The sequence below is a fragment of the Streptomyces sp. NPDC002499 genome (genome assembly GCF_053595415.1).
Genome location: NZ_JBSFXO010000017.1, coordinates 151,184 through 171,440, shown reverse-complemented (window position 1 = coordinate 171,440; position 20,257 = coordinate 151,184). Strand labels below are relative to the sequence as shown.

16 protein-coding genes and 1 pseudogene are annotated in these 20,257 nt (G+C 69.3%); 7 read left to right on the top strand and 10 right to left on the bottom strand.

The genetic code is table 11. From position 1 onward, the window contains the following. Positions 1-19: 19 nt before the first annotated feature. Positions 20-1,528 (bottom strand): MFS transporter, encoded by a 1,509-nt coding sequence (locus ACWD5F_RS41090; RefSeq protein ID WP_451261313.1) that lies wholly within the window; start codon positions 1,526-1,528, stop codon positions 20-22. A 295-nt stretch (positions 1,529-1,823) separates the two neighbouring features. Here ACWD5F_RS41090 and ACWD5F_RS41085 point away from each other — a divergent pair, with 295 nt between their 5' ends. Further along, positions 1,824-2,429 carry a TetR/AcrR family transcriptional regulator gene (locus ACWD5F_RS41085; RefSeq protein ID WP_451261312.1) on the top strand — a complete coding sequence of 202 codons (606 nt, stop codon included), beginning with the start codon at positions 1,824-1,826 and terminating at the stop codon, positions 2,427-2,429. 34 nt (positions 2,430-2,463) lie between these two features. Here the strand turns inward: ACWD5F_RS41085 and ACWD5F_RS41080 are convergent, their stop codons facing one another. From ACWD5F_RS41080 to ACWD5F_RS41050, 7 genes are all read right to left on the bottom strand, one after another. Further along, positions 2,464-3,159, bottom strand: a complete 696-nt coding sequence (locus tag ACWD5F_RS41080; RefSeq protein WP_451261311.1) for a uridine kinase family protein — start codon at positions 3,157-3,159, stop codon at positions 2,464-2,466. 12 nt (positions 3,160-3,171) lie between these two features. Continuing rightward, positions 3,172-3,975, bottom strand: a complete 804-nt coding sequence (locus tag ACWD5F_RS41075; protein ID WP_451261310.1) for a sugar phosphate isomerase/epimerase family protein — start codon at positions 3,973-3,975, stop codon at positions 3,172-3,174. Positions 3,976-4,016: 41 nt separating this feature from the next. Beyond that, positions 4,017-4,859: a carbohydrate ABC transporter permease gene (locus tag ACWD5F_RS41070; protein ID WP_451261309.1), complete on the bottom strand. Its 843-nt coding sequence runs from the start codon at positions 4,857-4,859 to the stop codon at positions 4,017-4,019. Continuing rightward, on the bottom strand, positions 4,849-5,835 hold the full coding sequence (locus tag ACWD5F_RS41065; protein WP_451261308.1) for a carbohydrate ABC transporter permease: 987 nt from the start codon (positions 5,833-5,835) through the stop codon (positions 4,849-4,851). Before ACWD5F_RS41065 ends, ACWD5F_RS41070 begins: the two co-directional genes overlap by 11 nt. Positions 5,836-5,845: 10 nt before the next feature. Beyond that, complete coding sequence (locus ACWD5F_RS41060; RefSeq protein ID WP_451261307.1) at positions 5,846-7,177, bottom strand: ABC transporter substrate-binding protein; 1,332 nt, start codon at positions 7,175-7,177, stop codon at positions 5,846-5,848. Between the two features lie 140 nt (positions 7,178-7,317). Continuing rightward, positions 7,318-8,436 carry a Gfo/Idh/MocA family protein gene (locus ACWD5F_RS41055; RefSeq protein ID WP_451261306.1) on the bottom strand — a complete coding sequence of 373 codons (1,119 nt, stop codon included), beginning with the start codon at positions 8,434-8,436 and terminating at the stop codon, positions 7,318-7,320. Between the two features lie 145 nt (positions 8,437-8,581). Continuing rightward, positions 8,582-9,820, bottom strand: coding sequence for an ROK family protein (locus ACWD5F_RS41050; protein ID WP_451261305.1), 1,239 nt, complete (start codon positions 9,818-9,820; stop codon positions 8,582-8,584). A 161-nt stretch (positions 9,821-9,981) separates the two neighbouring features. Between ACWD5F_RS41050 and ACWD5F_RS41045 the strand changes: the two genes are divergently transcribed. The 3 genes and pseudogenes from ACWD5F_RS41045 to ACWD5F_RS41035 all read left to right on the top strand — a co-directional run bounded on the left by ACWD5F_RS41045 (position 9,982) and on the right by ACWD5F_RS41035 (position 12,923). Next, on the top strand, positions 9,982-11,175 hold the full coding sequence (locus tag ACWD5F_RS41045) for a Gfo/Idh/MocA family protein (RefSeq protein WP_451261304.1): 1,194 nt from the start codon (positions 9,982-9,984) through the stop codon (positions 11,173-11,175). Between the two features lie 58 nt (positions 11,176-11,233). Beyond that, positions 11,234-12,154, top strand: a complete 921-nt coding sequence (locus tag ACWD5F_RS41040) for a sugar phosphate isomerase/epimerase family protein (RefSeq protein WP_451261303.1) — start codon at positions 11,234-11,236, stop codon at positions 12,152-12,154. 134 nt (positions 12,155-12,288) lie between these two features. Further along, positions 12,289-12,923 (top strand): annotated as a pseudogene (locus tag ACWD5F_RS41035) (HAD family hydrolase). A 683-nt stretch (positions 12,924-13,606) separates the two neighbouring features. On the opposite strand, the gene ACWD5F_RS41030 reads toward ACWD5F_RS41035, so the two are convergent. Both ACWD5F_RS41030 and ACWD5F_RS41025 read right to left on the bottom strand, forming a co-directional pair. Continuing rightward, positions 13,607-15,247, bottom strand: coding sequence for a bifunctional 3-(3-hydroxy-phenyl)propionate/3-hydroxycinnamic acid hydroxylase (locus ACWD5F_RS41030; RefSeq protein WP_451261302.1), 1,641 nt, complete (start codon positions 15,245-15,247; stop codon positions 13,607-13,609). Then, positions 15,244-15,387, bottom strand: coding sequence for a hypothetical protein (locus ACWD5F_RS41025; protein ID WP_451261301.1), 144 nt, complete (start codon positions 15,385-15,387; stop codon positions 15,244-15,246). Before ACWD5F_RS41025 ends, ACWD5F_RS41030 begins: the two co-directional genes overlap by 4 nt. A gap of 472 nt (positions 15,388-15,859) precedes the next feature. Here ACWD5F_RS41025 and ACWD5F_RS41020 point away from each other — a divergent pair, with 472 nt between their 5' ends. The 3 genes from ACWD5F_RS41020 to ACWD5F_RS41010 all read left to right on the top strand — a co-directional run bounded on the left by ACWD5F_RS41020 (position 15,860) and on the right by ACWD5F_RS41010 (position 20,134). Continuing rightward, positions 15,860-18,106 carry an MMPL family transporter gene (locus ACWD5F_RS41020; RefSeq protein ID WP_451261300.1) on the top strand — a complete coding sequence of 749 codons (2,247 nt, stop codon included), beginning with the start codon at positions 15,860-15,862 and terminating at the stop codon, positions 18,104-18,106. Positions 18,107-18,296: 190 nt separating this feature from the next. After that, positions 18,297-19,460 carry a sensor histidine kinase gene (locus ACWD5F_RS41015; RefSeq protein WP_451261299.1) on the top strand — a complete coding sequence of 388 codons (1,164 nt, stop codon included), beginning with the start codon at positions 18,297-18,299 and terminating at the stop codon, positions 19,458-19,460. Next, a complete protein-coding gene (locus ACWD5F_RS41010; RefSeq protein WP_451261298.1) occupies positions 19,457-20,134 on the top strand; it encodes a response regulator in 678 nt (225 codons plus the stop codon). The genes ACWD5F_RS41015 and ACWD5F_RS41010 overlap by 4 nt, the downstream gene beginning before the upstream one ends. Positions 20,135-20,257 lie beyond the last annotated feature (123 nt).

The window sequence follows — 20,257 nt, the reverse complement described above, 5'->3', positions numbered from 1 at the left end:
GCGGGCCGCGCCCGCGACCTCACATGTGCACCACCGGCGCCGCGTCCGGGTCGGTGGCCGGTGCGCCCCGCCGATAGAGGATCGCGCTGATGACGAGGCCGGCGGCGAAGAAGGCGGCCGACCACCAGTAGGCGGTGGAGTAGCCCTCCAGTCCTGCCTGCGCGAGGACCGCGGGGTCCTTGGGGTTCCTGCCGTCGAGGTAGTCGGTGACGGCGCTGGCGAAGAGGGTGTTGAGGAGGGCGGTGCCGAGGGAGCCGCCGACCTGCTGCATGGCGTTGACGGAGGCGGAGGCGACGCCCGAGTCCTCGGCGCGTACGCGGTCGACGGCCAGGCTCATGGCGGGGGCCATGACCAGGCCGAAGCCGAAGCCGGCCACGATCAGCGGAAGCATGATGTGGGTGGCGTAGGAGCTGTCGAGGTCCAGACCCGTGAGCCAGACCATGCCGGCGGCGGCCACGCCCATGCCCACCGGCACGACCGGCTTGGGGCCGAAGCGGGGAACGAGGACGGTGGTGGCGGCCGTCGCGGCGACCATCAGTCCGGCGACCATGGGCAGGAAGGCGAGGCCAGTCTTCACCGGCGTGTAGCCGAGGGTCTGTTGCAGGTAGTAGGTGAGGAAGAGGAAGACCCCGAACATGCCGGCGCCGATGATCAGGATGGAGATGAAGGAGGCTCCGCGGTTGCGGTCCAGCAGGATGCGCAGGGGCAGCAGCGGGTGCGCGGCCTTGGTCTGCCACCAGGTGAACGCGGTCAGCAGGACGGCTCCAGCGACCAGGAAGCCCCAGGTCTGCGGGGAGCTCCAGTCGTGGCTCTCGGCGTTGGAGAAGCCGTAGACCAGGCAGAACAGGCCGCTGCCGACGAGCAGGGCGCCCGGGATGTCGATCTTGGCGGTCTTGTCGCGGCTGGTGCGTTGGAGCAGGATCGCACCGCCGACGAAGGCGAGGGCGGCGAAGGCGAGGTTGACGTAGAGGGTCCACCGCCAGGTCAGGTACTCGGTCAGCACGCCGCCGAGGAGCAGGCCGATGGCGCCGCCGGCGCCGGCGATGGCGCCGTACACGCCGAAGGCCTTGGCGCGTTCCTTGGCGTCGGTGAAGGTCACGGTCAGCAGGGACAGCGCGGCCGGGGCGAGGAGCGCGCCGAACAGGCCCTGCCCGGCCCGCGCGACGATCAGCATCTCGAAGTTGGCGGCGGCGCCGCCGAGGGCGGACATGCCGGCGAAGCCGACCAGACCGACGAGGAAGGTCAGCTTGCGGCCGAACAGGTCGGCGATCCGGCCGCCGAGCAGGAGCAGGCTGCCGAAGGCGAGCGCGTAGGCGGTGACGACCCACTGCCGGTCACCGTCCGTGAAGCCCAGGTCCTGCTGCGCGGAGGGCAGCGCGATGTTCACGATGGTCGCGTCCAGGACGACCATGAGCTGGGCGATGCCGACGACGGCGAGGATCCACCAGCGGTGGAGCGGGGGCGCGTCGGAGGGCGGGAGCGTGGACATGGTGGCCGCGCCGGACGCGCCGGCGGACTGTTCGGGCATGACGGATCTCCAGAAGACGTGAACAAGAGGACGGGGCGTTCGGCGCACCCGGGGTGCCGGGACAGGCGTATGTCATGCCGAACGAACCGCGAGAAGGGGTACGGGAGGACAGCCTCTGACACCTGTCAGATTAGTTCTGTTCTGACAGGTGTCAAGTAAAGTGATCGTGGCTCCCGACCGATCGGGAGGCAGCCTGCGTCGCAGGGCCGGGCAAGGAGCAAGGGAGGCAGTGGTGGAACCGCGAGCCGTATCCGCACGACGGCCGGGGCGCCCTGGTAGTACGGGCACTCCCGTGGTGCCCGCGGAGGAGAGCATCCTGGCGCGCGGGCTCGAGGCCTTCGCGGAGTTGGGCTACACCCATGCCTCCGCGCGCGAGCTCGCCCGCCGCCTGGGCGTCAGCCACAACTTCATCAACGACAGGTACGGGTCCAAGGCGGCGTTCTGGCGTGCGGTGGTGGACGCCGCGGTGGGACCGCATCTGGCAGGCATGCCGCAGGTGGATCCCTCGCTGGACGACGCCGAGCGGCTGCGACAGATCATCATCGGCTTCTACCGGGCCGCGGCGGACGAGCCGCTGATCGCACGGCTCTTCCTCAACGAGACCGCGGCGGAGAGCGAGCGGCTGAACTACCTGTACGAGAACTACCTCGCCTCGGTCCTGCAGACCATGGGGACCATCATCGATCGGCTCGTGGCCGCCGGACGCATGGCACCCATCCCGATGCACGTGCTGTTCTTCGCCATCGTCCCTCCCGTCTCGGGAATGGTGCAGGTACCGCTGGCCCGACGTCTGGGGCGACCCGAAGCCACCTCGCCGGAGCAGGTCACGACCACGGCGGAAACACTGGCGACGCTCGTGATCAACGGACTGCTCGGTACCGGCTCGACGGCTCGCTGCTGACCACTCCTGCCGCAGCAGCGCCGTGCCGGACGCCTCATGAGTACGGTCGTGACGGACCGCCGTCGGCACGTCCCGCCACCCCAGGACCGGTCGGCAGGGCGACGACCAGCTCGGCGTCCGGGTCATGGTCGATCCGCGGAGGGCCGGCGACGATCATGGTGGCTCGGGCCCACGGCCGTTCCCGTGCCATGAACGGCAGTTCCTCCAGAAGCCAGTTCGCCACGTGCTCCACCTGCTCCGGGGAGTCGCCGTCCCGGGCGGTCGTCAAGCGCTGCTGCTCTTCGAGATCACCCTGCATCCACACCGAGGCGTCCGTCCAAGGGGCGAGTTCCTCGCGGATGACGCCCGTGCCCTCGACCCACACGACGTCGGCGCCGGCGGGGACGGTGATCGATCCGGGCCGGTCGTGGGTGGTCCAGGCTTCAGGGCGGAAGTCCACCGGTTCACCCCGGTGCAGGGGGCGCAGGATGTTCTCGACGAGCACGGCGCCCCAGTCGAAGCAGGCGTGGTTCCAAGCGACGTCGTCGGTGTGCACGACGGCGGAGCCGGGCACTGCCCTGCGCAGCCGCTCGGCCAGGGTTGTCTTGCCTGCGCCGCCCCGGCCGTCGATCGCGATCACCCGCGGACGTCCGGAGACATCGGCTGACGCATCGCGCAGGTGCCGGACGGCGTCCAGCAGGGACACCACCCGCCAGCCGCCCGCCTCGGTCTCGCCGGGACGCAGCTGCATCGACACCCACACTCACGCCCTTCCGCCCTCCTGCCGTTCCTTCAGCCAGGTCACACTCTGCGCGACCAGGTCGAAGATGTCCTCCCCCTCGGCGATCCCGTCCGCCTCGATGATGTGCACCCGGATCGAGTCGCGGCCCGCGTCGAGCGCGTCCGCCAGGGCCACCGAGCCCTGCCCGGCGGCGACTTGGGGTTCGCCGCGGACCGCCGGGCCGTCCTTCACGTGGACGAGTTCGACCCGCTCGCCTAGCCTGGCGACCACCTCGGCGGGAACCTGGCCCGCCGTCTGCGCCCAGTAAAGGTCGACCTCCGCCACGATCGACGGATCGAGGGCGTCCCACAGCACGTCGTAGCCGTAGCGGCCGTCGTCGAGCACGGTCCACTCCCAGTAGTGGTTGTGGTAACCGACGCGCAGGCCGTGGCCGGACGCCGCCTTGGCCAGGGCATTGAACCGGTCGGCGTACCGGCGCACCCCGTCGGCCGAGACGAGCGCGTCGCGGGTGAATCCGGGAAGTGCCTCGGGGGTGGAGGCGACGGCGATGGGTATGCCCGCCTCGGCCATCTCCTCGAAGAACCAGCCGGGGTCCTCAGCGTCGGGCAGACGGGCGTGGGTCGAGGACACCGTGAGGCCGGCGGCGTCGATGTCGGCCTTCAGCGAGCGTGCCTCGGCGAGGCGCGCGGTACGGGTCAACTCGGTGCGGCCCAGGCGGAAGGGCTCCACCGACGTCACCCCGAGGCCGGCGATCCTGGCGAGCGTGGCGGGACGGTCCTCCAGGACGTTCATCAAGGTGTAGAGCTGCAAGCCGATGTCCGGCATGCCAAGTTCCAATCTGTCGGGGCCGGTTGGTCACTTCACCATCACTTCACCGCGCCGGCGGTGAAGCCCGTGATGAGGAAGCGCTGGAGCAGCAGGAAGCCGGCGACCACCGGGAGGGACACGACCAGGGAGGCGGCCATGACCTGGTTCCAGTAGACGTTCGCCTCGGTGGAGTAGGCCTGGAGACCCACGGCGAGGGTGCGGGTCTGGGTGTCGGTGAGCACCGAGGCGAAGAGCACTTCGCCCCAGGCGGTCATGAAGGCGTAGATGCACACGGCGACGATCCCCGGCGTCGCGGCGGGCACGATGATCTGGAGCAGGGTGCGCAGCGGTCCGGCGCCGTCCACCTTCGCCGCCTCGTCGAGGTCGCGCGGAACGGTGTCGAAGTATCCGACCAGCATCCACACCGCGAACGGCAGCGAGAAGGTCAGGTACGTGATGATGAGCCCGGTGCGGGTGCCCACGAGGTCGGTGCCGAGGTTCTGGTCGGCGTAGACGAACAGCAGGTACAGCGGCAGCAGGAAGAGGATGCCGGGGAACATCTGGGTGGCCAGCACCGCCGACTTGAAGCTGCCGCTGCCGGGGAACTTCCAGCGACTCAGCGCGTAGGAGGCGAAGACCGCCACCAGCACCGAAAGGACCGTGGCGGACACGGCCACCACCAGCGAGTTGACGAAGTACTGGGCCAGCGGCACGGTGTGCCAGATGTCGATGAAGGACTGGATCGTCGGCGACGACGGGATCCAGGTGAACTCGCCCTGGACATCGGGGAGTGTCTTCAGCGACGAGGCCAGCATCACGTACAGCGGGGCCAGGACGAACACCGACAGCAGCGTCAGCGTGACGTACCGGAAGACCCGGTAGCCCGGGGTGTCATGATTCATGGCCGGTCCTCCGGGTGAAGGCGAGGTAGCAGGCGCTGACCAGCGTCAGGAACAGCAGGAGCAGCACGCTCATGGCCGAGCCGAGGCCGAAGTTCCAGGTGGCGAACGAGCTTTGGTAGATGTGCACGGAGATCAGGTCTCCGGCCGGCGGGGCCGAGCCGCCGAACAGGACGAACGGGGTACTGAAGTCGTTGAAGGTGTGCAGGAACATCACGAGGACCAGCACCTTGTTGACCGAGGACAGCAGCGGCAGCGTGATCATCTGCAACTGCCGCCACGGGCCCGCTCCGTCGATACTCGACGCCTCGTAGACCTCGCCCGGGATCGCCTGCATGCCGGCCATCAGGATCAGGAAGGCGAAGGGCCACATCCGCCAGATCGCGACGACGCACTCGGCCCAGAAGGCGTTCTGGCCGATCAGCCAGAACGGGTTGGAGTCGATCAACCCGAGCTGGCCGAGCAGGTGGTTGAGCATGCCGTTGTCGCGCTGGAAGATGAAACGCCAGGTGATGACCGCGGTGTACGCGGGCAGCGCGTACGGCACGAGGAACAGGGTCCGCAGCAACCCCCGCCCGCGGAAGCTGCGTTGCAGCGCCAGCGCCGCCGCCATGCCGACGAGCCAGGTCCCGGTCAGGACCACGGCCGTGAAGCCGAGGGTGACGAAGAAGGACTGGGCCAGGGACTTGCCGGTGGGCCCGTCGAAGTCCAGGACGATCCTGAAGTTCCCGAGACCGGCGAAGGGCGCCTCCCACCAGTGACTGATCTGATACTGCGTCACCCGCAGTCCGCTCATCGCGATGCCGAGCACGATGGGCACGAAGTGGATGAGCAGTTCGAGCGCCAGAGCGGGGAGGAGGAAGGCGTACGGGATCCATCGGCGGCCGCGGCCCCGGAAGCGGCCTGCTCGTACGGATCGCTTCGGTGCGTCCGGGGCGCCGGGGCTCTCTCGTGTCCCGGAAGGAGTGATGACTGCCATCGTCCTGCTCCTAGCTACCGGCTTCGAGCTTCTGGTCGGCCGCGGTCATCTCGCTCTTGATCCTGTCCTTGCCGGGCTGCTTGCCGGTCGCGGTCTGTGCGGCGAAGGAGCTCATCGCCTGACCGACCAGGGTCTCGAACTGTGCCTCTTCGGCGATCTGGGGAAGCGGTACGGCCCTGGAGTCGAGGGTCTCGCGGGCCACGGCCAGCGTCGGGGTGTCGAACGCCGGGTTCTTGGCGTCGGTGACCGAGGGCAGCGTCCCGTAGGTCTTGTTGAGGTACACCTGTTCCTTGGCGCTGGTCAGGAACTTCACGAACTGGGTGGCGCCGTCGAGGTTCCCGGTGTTCTTGAAGACCGCCACGTTGATGCCGCCGACGAACGAGCCGATGTCCTTGCCGCCCGCGACCGCAGGGTCCTGGGCCGGCACCGGGACGACGCCGTAGTCGTCCGTCGTCATCTTGTACTGGCCCAGGGTCAGGCCGGTCGACGACTGGGCGAGGATCATCCCGGCCTTGCCGGAGGCGAAATTCTGCAGGAGCGCGACCTTGTCGGTCATCTCGGCGTCGGACGGGTTGACGATGCCGTCCTTGCCGATCCAGGACAGCCACTGGTCGATCCCGTCGACCATGCCCGTGTCGTCGAACTTCGGGGTGTGGCCGTCGAAGACCTCGGCTCCGTGCTGGGTGCCGAGAATGAACGCCCAGTGCGCGGCGAACGAGGACGAGGCGCCCTGCATGCCAAGACCCCACTGGTCGGTCTTGCCGTCGTTGTCGGTGTCCTTGGTGAGCTTGCGCGCGTCGGCGACGAACTCGCTCCAGGTCTTCGGCGGCGTGGCGATGCCCGCGGCCTTGAACAGCTTCTTGCTGTAGAAGAGTTCGTAGGAACTGGTGTAGAGCGGCAGGCTCGCCGGGTCCTTGCCGTTGGCACCCGTGGACTTCAACGCCGCGGGCAGGAAACGGGATTCGCCGCCGACCTTGGCCATCAGTTCCTTGTCCCACGAGACGAAGGCTCCGGTCGCCTGGAGCGACGCGGACCAGGTGTTGCCGATGTTCAGTACGTCCGGGCCCTTGCCGCTGGTCGTCGCCGCGAGGATGCGGTTGAGCAGGTCGGCCGAGGGGATGACTTCGAGTTTGACCTTGACGCCGGTCTGCTGGGTGAACTTGTCGATCTCCGGCTGGAGGATCTTCTTGTCCGCGTCGAGGCTGGTGCTCTGGTTGGTCGCCCAGTAGGTGATGGTCTTGTCACCGGAGGCGGAGCTGGAGCCGCTGCCGCACGCTGTGACACCGGCGCCTGCCAGCGTCGCCGCAGCCGCGAGCGCGACTGCACGGGTTCTGCGCTGCATGGGATTTTCCTCTCAGGACGTGCGAGATCGATGGGGGTGGTGCACGGGTTGGGTGCCGGCGTGCGGGGCCGGAGGGGTTCAGGCGGAGGAGCGGTTCAGACGGAGAGGTTCGGGCAGAGGAGGGGTTCAGACAGAGACGTTCAGACGGCGACGGACTGCGGGAGGGTCGCGGGCGCGGGCCGCTCGGTCCGGCTGGTGATGGCGCGGGCTCCGGCGGCGAACGTCGACTGCTCGATGGCTTCCAGCACTTCGAGCACGTGCAGCGCGAACTCGCCCGGGACGCGCAGCGGTTGACCGCGCAGGGACTCGACGAGATCGTTCACCCCGTGGCCGCGGAACGGGCCGGCCTCGGGGGCGCGGGTGGGCGGGATGACCGGCGGGAGTTCGGACCAGTCCGCGTCCATACGGCGCTTGATGAGGACCGGGGCGTCATGGCGGTTCGGGTCGGGGATGTTCAGGGTGCCCTCGGTGCCGTACACCTCTATGTGCGGCAGGGTCATGTCCCAGATGTCGAAGCTGTAGAGGGTGGTGACGATCGCACCGGAGACCGTGCGGAGGATCGAGGCGGTGGTGGTCGGGACGTTGACCTCGACCTCGTCGACGAGGCGGTCCGGGGTGGTCACGGTGATCCGGGGGCTCGGGATCGTGCTGGTGCCGACGACTTCGGCGACGGGCCCGAGCAGGTTGACCAGGGCGGCCACGTGGTAGGGGCCCCAGTCGAGGGTCGGGCCGCCGCCGGGCTGGAAGAAGAAGCCGGGGTCGGGGTGCTTGGCCTCGACCTTGGACGAGCGGACGAAGGACGTGGCGGCGAAGGGCGTGCCGATCAGGCCCTGGTCGACGGCCGCGCGTGCCGTCTGTCCCGCCGTGCCGAGGAACGTGTCGGGGGCGCCGGCCAGGACGCGCCCGGCGGCCCGTGCCTGGGCCAGGTTCTCGCGGGCCAGGGCGACCGAAGCGGCCAGCGGTTTCTCGCTGTAGACGTGCTTGCCCGCGGCGAGCGCGTCCCGGGTCACCTCCCAATGGGCCACGGGGGGCGTGATGTTGACGACGACGTCGACGTCGGGGTCCGTGTAGAGCTCGGCGGGCGTGCCGTACGCGGGGATGCCGTGCAGCTCGGCCTTGGCGCGGGCCCTGCCGACGTCGATGTCGGCGATCCTGATGACGGGCAGGTCGCCGTACCAGGCCAGGCCCCGGGCGTAGGCGTCGAGGACCATGCCTGCGCCGACGACGCCGATGCGTGCACGAGGGGTTGATCGATTCACCGTGTCTCCCGGATCGCGGTCGAGCGGAGCGAGTCCGCCGGTGGATGAGACCGGATGTGCGAGACACGTCGGAAGCTAGCGGCGACGGTCGAAGGCGGTAAAGAGCGCTGGTCCGCTGGGCGGACCGCGCTGCCGTCGACTCAGCTCATGGCGTACCGCGCGGAGCCAGGAAGCGCCCGATCCCGGTCGGTGAGAGCAGGTGCTCGATGCCGAGCACCATCGCTCCCACCGTCGACGCGTCCCGCCCCAAGTGGCTGCGGGTGATGGACAGTTCGCGGGTGGCGAGCGGCAGAGCGTGCCGGTACACCACACCGCGCACCGCCGAGAGCAGATCGTCGCTGGCCTCGACGACCTCGCCGCCGACGACGACATGCCGGGGGTTCAGCATGTGGATGCACAGGGCGATCACCTCGCCGAGTGCGGCGCCCGCGGCCCGCACCGGGTGCAGCACGTCCGGCAGGCCGTCGCGCAGCCGTGCGATGAAGTCCCGCATCGCGGCGCCGTCTTCCGTCATGTCGGCGGGTGGTTCACCGGCCGGGGCGAGGCCCCGCGCGAGCGCCGCGGTGGATGCCACGGCCTCGACGCAGCCGACCTTTCCGCACCGGCACACCACCTCGTCGGCACCGGGGACACGGATGTGCCCGATGTCTCCGGCCGCGCCGTCGGCGCCCCGGTGCAACGTCCCGTCGGCGAGAACGAACCCGGCGCCGATGCCGGCGCCGACGGTCACGAACAGGACGGGCAGTTGCTCGGGCGGTACCGTCCGCGCCTCACCGAGCGCCATGAGGTTGACGTCGTTGTCGACCAGGGCGGGGCAGCCGAGCGCGCCCCCGAGCTGCTCGGCGACCGGGAACCCGTCCCAGCCCGGCATGATCGGCGGGCGGACGGCCATACCCCGTGCCACGTCCACCGGGCCCGGCAGACCGACGACCAGGACGCGGGGCCGGTCCGCCGGGATCTTCGCCTGTTCGAGCAGGTCGGCGAAGTGCTTCACCAGTAGGGCCACGGTGGGCTCCGGCCCCTTGGACAGCGGCCAGGGGAAGGCCCTGTCCGCGAGCACCTGCTGGGTCAGATCGGTCACCACACAGCGCGCCGAGAAGGGGGCGAGGTCGGCGATGAGGACGACACCCGCGTCACCCGCGAGACTCAGCCGCAGCGCCGGCCGCCCCCGCCCGCCGCCGCCCGCGTCCTCCCCGTGCAACAGACCCGCGTCCACCAGGTCCTGCACATGCGTGTGGATCGAGGACCGTGAGAGCCCCGTGAGCCGGGACAGGTCCAGGCGGTGGGACGCCTCGCCCGCCGCGACCAGCCGGGCGATCTGGCTGCGGACCGCGTCGGGATGACGGCGTGAGCCGTTGCCCGGGGCCCCCAGTCGTGCTGCCACGTTCACTCCCTCAGTGAGGCCGACGACACCGACGGACGATTAATATTCCAGAAACGACAATATTCAAAGGGCTTTCCTGACAGAAGTCCGCCTCTTACTGTTGTCCGTGGATGAGGCCGGAACAGCGAGTTCCCGTACGGCAATTGCCGAAAGGATCTTGCATGGCTGCCCCGACCGGGCACACGCGCACCCCACGCGTCACCGAAACTCACATACGACGTCCACGCACCCCACGCCCACGGATCGCCGTCCTCGGCGCGGGAATGATCGCGGGAGTCCATGTCCGCAGCGCACGCGCGGCCGGCGCCGACGTGGTCGGCATCCTGGCCTCCTCGCCCGAGCGGAGCCGAGCGGCGGCACGCAACTGGCACCTCGACGTCAGCTACCCCGACCTCGACGCCGTCCTGAACGACGACCGCATCGACGTGGTCCACATCTGCACGCCCAACCATGTCCATGTCGCCCAGGCGCGCGACGCGCTGCTCGCCGGCAAGCACGTCGTCTGCGAGAAGCCGATCGCCACTTCGGCGGCCGACGCCCGGTCGCTCGCGGACACCGCCGCGGCCGCGGGCCGGATCGCCACCGTGCCGTTCGTCTACCGCTACCACCCCATGGTCCGCGAGCTGCGGGCCCGGGTCTCGGCCGGCGACTTCGGTTCCTGGCAGTTGCTGCACGGCTCGTACCTCCAGGACTGGCTGCTGCCGCCCGAGAGCACCAGCTGGCGGGTGGACCCCGAGGTCGGCGGCCCGTCGAGGGCCTTCGCGGACATCGGCTCGCACTGGTTCGACCTGGTGGAGTGGGTGGCCGGGGTCCGGATCGCCGAGGTACTGGCCGAGACGGCCACGACGGTGGCCGAGCGGCTCGACACTGGAGGCCCGACCTTCTCCAGGGCGCAGCCGGCCGGCTCGGTACGCGTCCCGGTCACCACGGAGGACGCGGTCGGAGTGCTCGGGCGGACGACGGACGGGGTTCTGGTGTCGGCGACCGTCTCGCAGGTCTCGGCCGGCCGGAAGAACCGGCTGTGGTTCGAACTCGACGGCGCCGACGCGAGCGCCGTCTTCGACCAGGAACTGCCCGAGTCCCTGTGGCTCGGCTACGGCGACCGTACCGAGACGGTGGTCCGCGACCCGTCGGCCAACGCCCGTGAGGCGGCCCGTCTCTCGCTCGTCCCCGCCGGCCATGCCCAGGGTTACCTGGAGTGCTTCGAGAACTTCGTGAAGGACACCTACGCCGCCCTGCGCGGTGAGGCCCCCGACGGCCTGCCCACCGTGCTCGACGGTCTGCGGTCCGCCCACCTCGTCGACACCGTCCTGACCTCGGCCGACCGGCGCGCCTGGACCACGGTCCCCGGCTGACCGGCGCCTGTGCCCGCTCCTGGGTAGCCCCCATCCCTCTCACCGAAGGACCCGCGCCATGAAGCTCGGTTTCCTGACCGCCTGTCTCCCCTCCCTGTCGCTGGACGAGATCGCCACCTGGGCCGCGGCGGAGGGCTACCAGACCCTCGAAGTCGCGGTGTGGCCCGATACCGGAGGCCGCGACTTCGAGGCTTCCCACCTCCCCGTCGCGACCTTCTCCGAAGCCGACGAGGACGCGACCGGCGAACTCCTGCACCGCACCGGCCTGGAGATCAGCTCCCTGGCCTACTACGAGAACAACCTCCACCCCGACCCCGCGACCCGGGAGGCGATCCGCACCCATCTCCGGCACGTGATCGACGTGGCGGCACGGCTGGGGGTGGAGTCGGTCGGCACGTTCATCGGGCGCGACCCGACGCTCTCCGTCGTGGAGAACCTGCGCGAGGGCGAGAAGGTCCTGCCCGAGCTGGTCGACTACGCGACGGATCGCGGCATCAAGATCGTGATCGAGAACTGTGTGATGGAGGGCTGGCACCCCGACGGCTACCCGGGCAATCTCGCCTACTCCCCCGAGCTGTGGGAGTGGATGTTCGGGCTCGACTTCTACCTCAACTGGGACCCGTCGCACCTGACATGGATCGGCATCGACCCCCTCACGACGATCGAGCCGTACATCGACCGGATCGTCCACACCCAGGCCAAGGACGTGGAACTCTTCCCCGAAAAGCGCGGCCGTTCCGGCTTCTTCGGCACCGTGCACAAGGGCGACAACCCCTGGGAGATGGGGTGGTGGCGCTACCGGGTACCCGGACTGGGCGAGGTGGACTGGCGCCGCGTCATCGACCGCTTCCACGAACTCGGTTACGCCGGCACGGTCTCCGTGGAACACGAGGACCCCGTCTGGTCCGGAACCGAGGAGAAGGTGAAGCAGGGCCTGCGCATCGCCCACCACGCACTGCGTCCGCTGATCGGAGAGTAGGCGCTCACGGAACGAGGCGACCGACTGCGCCCTGCTCAGCCCCCGACACCCCAGCCGTACAAGGGAGATGAGCAACTCAGATCACGTGGCGATGACATCCTTGGCCGGTGTCCTCACTCGATCATCTCGGCGCGGTGTTCTTCGACGTCGACGGCACCCTCGTACCAGGCACGAGTTCTTCGGTCTTTCTGGCCGGTTTCCTTGGCCATCGCGACGAGTTGGCCGTGGCCGAGGACGCCTACGCCTCCGGTGACCTGGGCAACAGACAAGTCTCTGAGCTGGACGCCAAGGCCTGGGCGGGCGTGTCCGAACGGCAGGTCTCCGGCTGGCTCGACGGACTTCCCTTGGTGTCGGGCATCACCGAGACCGTCGACTGGTGCCGGCGGAACGGGTTGGTGCCGGTGCTCGCGACGCTCGCCTGGTCGCCGGTCGGCAGCCATCTCACCGATCGCTTCGGCTTCCACGCGTTCAGCGGTCCTCGGCTGGAGACCGTCGGCAGCCGGTTCACGGGCCGCGTCGCCTCCCACTTCGACGAGGACGACAAACGGGATTTCGCCCTCGCGCAGGCCCGGGAGCTGGGGTTGGCCCCCGCTCGTGCGGGGCCGTCGGCGACAGCCGTTCCGACCTGCCCCTGTTTGCTTCCGTCGGGCTGAGCGTGGCGTTCAACGCCTCACCGGGAGCCCGGGCGGCGGCGACGGTCACGGTGGACGGCGACGACCTGCGCGACGTGCTCCCTGCCTTGGGCCGCTTGGTCACAGCCACGCGTTGACGGCCGGGACGAGGAGCGCGGAGAAGAGCCGGCGGCAGGGTCGTACGCCTCTCTACGGGCCTTCGCCATCGCGTGTGCTCGCCCGCATCGCGGCTCACCTGGGCGGTGCGGCTTCACTCGACAACCTCCATGAGGCCATCAACCGGCCCGAGCGTGATCAGGGCCTCGGCCGTCGGGGATCTCCACGATCCTGTGCGGAATCTGGCGTGGGCTCAGACACCACGTCTGACCTGCGTGAACACCTTTTGGAGGACCCCCAAGCTATCGACCGTCGCTCGTTCCTTTCTCAGCTCTCCATGCGGGTTGCGGCCAGTCGGCGAAACCGCTCGACCCGTGGCACCAGAGCCGCTTCCAGCGGACCCGGCGGAGCTGGGATACCGAACAATTCCTCGAAGGAGGCCGGCACGTTCTCCCAGTCCGCCTCCAACGCGAGTGTGCCGTGGCGCGTTGGGAGTTGAACAACACCGGCGCCCCGCGACGGTTCACCGTCACCAACGCCTCGTACTCCGGAGAGCGATGCTGCCCACCTCCGCGCCTACGCCGGGGTGGCAATCGCCACCGAGGCCATGGAGGCGCCCAGCCCATCGCGTCCGAACACAGAGCGGCGGCGGTGGTCCCGTGGCCGTCGCCGAGACGGACGGTGCTGAGCCTCATGGATGTACTCCCTGGACGTCGAGCTGGGCCTAGGCGCCGAGGTCGAGAGCGGGCACAGCCGCGGTCACGTCCCCAGCGCCGACCGTGGCGCGTCGGAGCTCCTCCCCCACGCCCTTCGCACGGTCGGGGGTGAACACAGCGGCCACCAGCCGGTCGGGGCGTACGAGCACGAAGTGCTCCGTCAGTCCGGCGAAGAGAATCTCGAGCCGTCCGTCGGCGTCAGCGATACCCACCCGGTCGGCGACATCCCGGGGTGAGCGGTCGTCCAACTGGACGTCCACGCGTGCGGCGTCCGGAAGGGCGCACCGTCCTACGGTCGTCCAGGCGACCTCGGGCACGCCGATCCCCAACAGGCTCCAGCCCTGGCCGAGGACGTCGTCGAGCCGGGTGACCCGGTGGTGCGGGGCTCGCAGGACGCGTGGTTGGGGCAGGGGTCTGCCGACGAGTGGCTGCCCTGGACCGTCGAGACGGACGACGGCACCGGACCGTACGCGGGTGTCGGGGCGGTAGCGCATCTCAGTGAGATAGCGGCGTCCCGGCGGTGTGTGCATGGCGGTGCGCACCAGGAGGTCACGCAGGCGGGCACGGCCGCGGCTCGTGGTCATGACGATCCGGCCGAGGCGCACGGAGAGGTCGATCATTGCCCGGGCATGCGGCCGCCGTTCGGTGTCGTACGTGTCGAGCAGGGCGTCACCGGCCCGGCCGCCCAGGACCTCGTCGATCTTCCAGCAGAGGTTGGCGGCGTCCCGCAGACCGGAGTTGAGGCCCTGGCCGGCGAACGGCGGCATCATGTGCGCGGCGTCGCCGAGCAGGAAGCAGCGCCCGTCGCGCAGCCGGTCGGCCAGCAGTGCGTGGAAGCTGTAGGCGACAGCGCGCTCCACCTGAGCCGGAGTGATCTCCCGGTAGGGCCGCAGGAGTTGACGCACGAGCGCGAACGGAGGCGGGGTGCCCGCCGCACACTCGCCCGGCCTGAGGCGGAACTCGTAGCGGCAACGACCGTCACGGCCCGCCACCACGACCGCGGGCCGCTCGGGATCGCCGTGGTGCATGCCGTACCGCTGGTCGTGCGTGTCCCCCAGCGTGTCGACCACCAGCCACACCTCGGGGAAGCTGCGGCCCTGCATGGGGATGGACAGCAGTTCCCGTACGGAACTGCGGCCGCCGTCGCAGCCCAGGACGTACGAGACGTGCATGTCCTCCACCGGGCCGTCTTCTCCTCCCGTCCTGAGCGATACGCGCACCCGGTCGGGCTGCAGGGTCAGGGCTGTGAGCCGCGTGCCGAAGCGGACCTCGACGTTCGGGTGACGGCGCAACTGCTCGCACAGGACCCGTTCGAGGTCCGGCTGGGCGAAGGGGTTCTTGAACGGGTGTCCGAAACGCTGGTCACCGGTACCGCGGGCATGGACGAGTGGACGGCCGCCGATGCCGAAGTACTTGGTTCCGGTGCCCGGCACGATGATCGGATAGACGGCTTCGTCGAGGCCGGCCGACTGCAGGGTGCGCAGCGATTCATCGTCCAGGCTGATGGCCTTGGCGTCGTCACTGGTGGTCTCGTTGCACTCGACCAGCAGCACGCGCACTCCCCGGGAGCCGAGGAGATGAGCGGCCGTCAGCCCGGCGGGACCGGCCCCGACGACGAGCACGTTCGGCGGTGCCGGTGCCTCTCTCATGAAGAGCGCTCCGCCCCGGCGGGGATCTCCTCCGGGGACCGGTCGAGGTCGAGGCTCTTGCGGAACAGCTGCCGTACTGCGCACTCGATGCGCAGGGAGACCTCATTGCGGTTGCCCTCGGGATCGAAGAAGTCGCGCATCTTCCCCAGGTCGTCGCCCAGAAGCCGGTGTGTCCGAGTCGAGTGATCGCCACACCGTCTCCCATATCAGGACTACTCATTCGATATACAGGACACTAGAGTCCGCGCTCCTGATACGTCAACGCCCGCGAGGCAGCCGACGGCATACTCGGCGGCCCGGTCGAGCTCCGTGCTTCAGCCTGGGTGTCGGCGACTGCGCAAACCCCGCCCTGCCCGGTGGTGAGCCCTCTCTACGCAGGACCATCTCCTTCCCACGGACTACGCGGACCTCGCCGGACAAGACCGGGTCTCCTCTTTTGGCAGTAGGCGCGATTGCGTGACGAGCGACGATGCCGATGAGAGACCGCTCCACGAAGGATGACTGGCAGACATCCCGCCTCCGCACAGGCGGCGCTTTGCTGCCCGGTGGCCTGCCGCACCTTGCTGCCTGCATGTCGCCCATCGCCGAGATCCAGACTGGAGAGCCTCCACCGTGGCCACGATTCTCTATCGACTGGGCCGAGTGTCGTTCCGTAAACGACGCTGGTTCCTGTTGCTCTGGGCGGCGATACTCGCCGTCGCCATCTTTGGCGCGGCCAAGGCTCCGGCCGCACCCACCGACTCCATGTCCCTCTCCGGGACGGAATCCCAGAAGGCGTTCGATCTCCTGGACGAGCGCTTCCCCGACAGCGGCAGCTCCAACGGGGCCACGGCCCGGCTCGTCTTCGTCGCCCCGGACGGGCAGAAGATCACTACCGCCGACAACAAGGCGGCGATCGAGCACACGGTGAGCGAACTCGCCGACGGCAGCCAAGTACAGAGCGCCCTCGACCCCTTCAAGACGCATGCCGTGAGCAAGGACGGCACCACCGCGTACGCCACCATCGACTACACCAAGGCCAACAGCGAACTCACCGACACCACGACCACCGCACTCAAGGACGCGGCGCAGGACGCCCGCGACACCGGACTGACCGTCGAGATCGGCGGCGACGCCCTGCAGTCGATGGAGATGTCCTCCAACACCGAACTGATCGGTGTCGCCGTCGCCGCGGTCGTCCTGCTGATCACCTTCGGCTCCGTCGTCGCGGCCGGCCTGTCGCTGCTCAGCGCGCTGCTCGGCATCGGCACGGGCGTCGCCGTCATCACCGCACTCGCCAGCACCATCGGCTTCTCCTCCACGACCACCACCCTCGCCCTGATGCTCGGGCTCGCCGTCGGCATCGACTACGCCCTGTTCATCCTTTCCCGCTACCGATCCGAACGGGCGGAGGGCCGAGACCCGGAGGAAGCCGCCGGTCGAGCCGTCGGTACGGCGGGTTCCGCCGTGGTGTTCGCCGGCCTCACCGTGATCATCGCCCTCGTCGGCCTGTCCGTCGTCGGTATGAGCATGCTGACCAAGATGGGACTGGCCGCCGCGTTCACAGTGCTGGCGGCGGTACTGATCGCCCTGACGCTTCTGCCCGCGCTGATCGGCTTCTTCCCGAAGGCCGTGATGCCCCGATCCGCACGCAAGCAGGCCAGGAAGAGCAAGGCGGCCCACGCCCCCGCACACGGCGCTCCCACCAAGGAGAAGCCGCAACTGAGCACGCGCTGGGCTCGCTTCATCATCCGACGGCCCGTGCTCGTCCTCCTGTTCGGCGTGCTGGTTCTGGGCACCTGCGCGATACCGGCACTCGATCTCCAACTGGGCAACCCGGGCGACGAGTCGAAGCCCACGTCGACCACCGAGCGCCGGGCCTACGACGACCTGTCCGACGCCTTCGGTCCCGGTTTCAACGGTCCCCTGACCGTCGTCGTGGACGCCAAGGCATCCGACAACCCCAAGGCCGCGGCCGCCACCATCGCCGAGGACCTCAAGGCGACGGACGGCGTCGTCAGCGTGACGCAGCCCATGTTCAACAAGGCAGGCGACACGGCCGTGCTCACGGTCACCCCGACGACCGCTCCCACCAGCACCGAGACCAAGGAACTCGTCCATACGATTCGCGACGAAGCCGACGGCGTCAAAGCGGACACCGGCGCGGACATGCTGGTCAGCGGCAACACGGCCGTGAACATCGACATGGCCGACAAGGTCACCGGCTCGATCCTGCCCTACCTCGCACTCGTCGTCGGTCTGGCCTTCCTGCTCCTCATGCTGGTCTTCCGCTCGATCCTCGTTCCGCTGAAGGCGGCACTCGGATTCCTGCTGTCGGTGTGCGCCTCGTTCGGCGTGATCGTGGCGGTCTTCCAGTGGGGCTGGTTCGCCGACCTGCTCGGCGTGCAGACGGTGGGCCCGATCTCCAGCCTGATGCCGGTCTTCCTGATCGGCGTGGTCTTCGGCCTGGCCATGGACTACGAGGTCTTCCTCGTCACGCGGATGCGCGAGGCGTACGTCCATGGCGAGCGGCCCGGGCAGGCGATCGTCACCGGGTTCCGGCACAGCGGCAAGGTCGTCGTGGCCGCGGCCGTGATCATGATCTCGGTCTTCGCCGGGTTCATCGGGATGAGCGAATCGACGATCAAGATGATGGGGCTCGGTCTGGCCTCGGCCGTCTTCCTCGACGCCTTCCTCGTCCGCATGACCATCGTCCCCGCCCTGTTGGCCCTTCTCGGGGACAAGGCCTGGTGGCTGCCTCGCCGGCTTCAGAAGATCCTGCCGAACGTGGACGTCGAGGGCGAGAAGCTGAACCGGACAGTCGAGTCCGCTCAGGCTGCCGGGCTCGATGAGGCGCAGCACGAACCGAGCCGCGTCTGACCGCCGGCTCTCGTACGGAGCGGTGGGCCACCCTGTCCGAGGGGCGGCCCACCGCTCCGCCGCGGGTCGCGAGCGGCATCGGGGATGCTGGTGGGACAGGGAACACCCAAGGGACACGGCTGAGAGACATGTCATGATCAGCGACTGGCGCAACGCCTCGCGTCGACACCCACGTGCGACGGACGGTGCCTTGGCCCTGGCCACCTTCGCGCTGGGGGCTCTCGCGAGTGCCCTGCCTCCCTCAAGCCCCACCCATCTGAGAGGGCCCGCCACGTTCGTGGTGGTGATCGTCGGCCTGGGGTCGGTGTCCTTGTTCCTGCACCGCGCTCACCCGCGGTTGACCACGGTGCTCACCACTGCGTGTGCGCTTGCCCTGGCCCTCTCGGGCATCCAGCTCAACCCCCTGCTTCAAGCGCCGTGTCTGGTGTCGCTCTTCCTCCTCGCCCTCCGCACCGATCGACGTACGGCCCGTATCGGAGCGGCCACGGCAACCACGACCCTGCTGGCGGCCACACTCATCCACAACCCTGATTTCCCCTGGGGACTCGTCATCATCGGAATGGCCTCATGGACCCTGCTCCCCGGGGCCGTCGGAGACGCGGTGCGCAGCAACACCGAATACCTGGCCGCCGCCGAGGCCCGGGCCGAACTCGCCGAGCACACACGCGAGGAGGAGGCCCTTCGCCGCGTGACCGAGGAACGCCTGCGGATGGCCCGGGATCTGCACGACGTGGTCGCCCATCACATCGCGCTCGCCGCCACGCAGGCCCGCACCACCCAGTACCTCATGCGCCACCACCCCGAGCGCGCCCCGGAGATGATGGAGAACCTGTGCGACTCCACCGACGAAGCGCTCAGAGAACTCCGAGCGACCGTCGGCCTGCTGCGTCAGCGCGGTGACACCGACTCCCCGCGAGACCCGGCGCCCGGACTCGCCCAACTACCGGACCTGCTGGGAACCTTCGAGCGCGCGGGACTGCGTGTGGACGTCACCACAGAGGGGGAGACGCAGCCGTTGTCGCCCGGTGTGGATCTGACGGCCTACCGAGTCATCCAGGAAGCGCTGACCAACGTCACCAAACACGCCGGCACCACCAGCGCCGGGGTGCATCTCGCCTACGCCCGAAGCTGGGTGACGATCACCGTCGCCAACGAGGGACGCGCCGAAGTGTCGACATCCCGTCCAGGTCACGTCTCCGGCTACGGGCTGATCGGCATGCGCGAACGCGCGCAGTCCGTCGGCGGTCGTCTCCAGGCCGGCCCCGAGACGGAGGGCGGCTTCACCGTCACGCTCGGACTCCCGACACACAAGACGGCACAGCATCCGAGTCCAGAGGAAGTACCCCACCAGTGACCATCCGCGTACTGCTCGCCGACGACCAGGCCCTCCTCGTCGGCACGTTCCGCCTGCTGATGGATCTGAGCGAGGACTTCGACGTCGTGGCGGTCGCCGCCAACGGCAGAGAGGCCGTCGACCTGGCCCGCGCCACCAGCCCCGATGTCGTCGTCATGGACATCCGTATGCCGGTCCTCGACGGCCTCGCTGCGACAGCCGAGATCGCCGCGGACGAGGCACTGAGCTCCACGAAGGTGCTCGTACTCACCACCTTCGAGACCGACGAATACGTCGCCGAGGCCATCCGCGCCGGGGCCTCCGGGTTCCTCGGCAAGGGCATCGGACCGGAGGAACTCCTCGCGGGCATCAGGACGGTGGCCGGCGGCGACGCACTCCTGTCGCCCGCCGCCACGCGGACGCTCATCTCCCGGTTCCTGGCTGCTCCCGAGACCAGCGGCCCCACCGCTCTCGGTGAGAACGCGCTCCCCGAACTCACCGCGCGCGAACGGGAGGTGGTCGCCGAGGTCGCGGGCGGTCTGTCCAACGACGAGATCGCGCAGAAGCTCTACGTGAGCCCGCTGACCGTCCGCAGCCACGTGCAGCGCGCCGTCACGAAGCTGAATGTGCGGGACCGGGCCCAACTCGTGGTGCGGGCCTACCAGTCCGGTCTGGTCCGGGCTCCGCGCGAGTAGAGGGCGGGAACAGGCCGAAGTCCCGTACCCGTCGGGCTCGTTCTCCTGGCCGCCCCTGATCAGCACCGCCGTTCGCGGTGGCCTCCCGCCTCAAGAGACGCGAAGCCACCGCGAAGGCCTGCC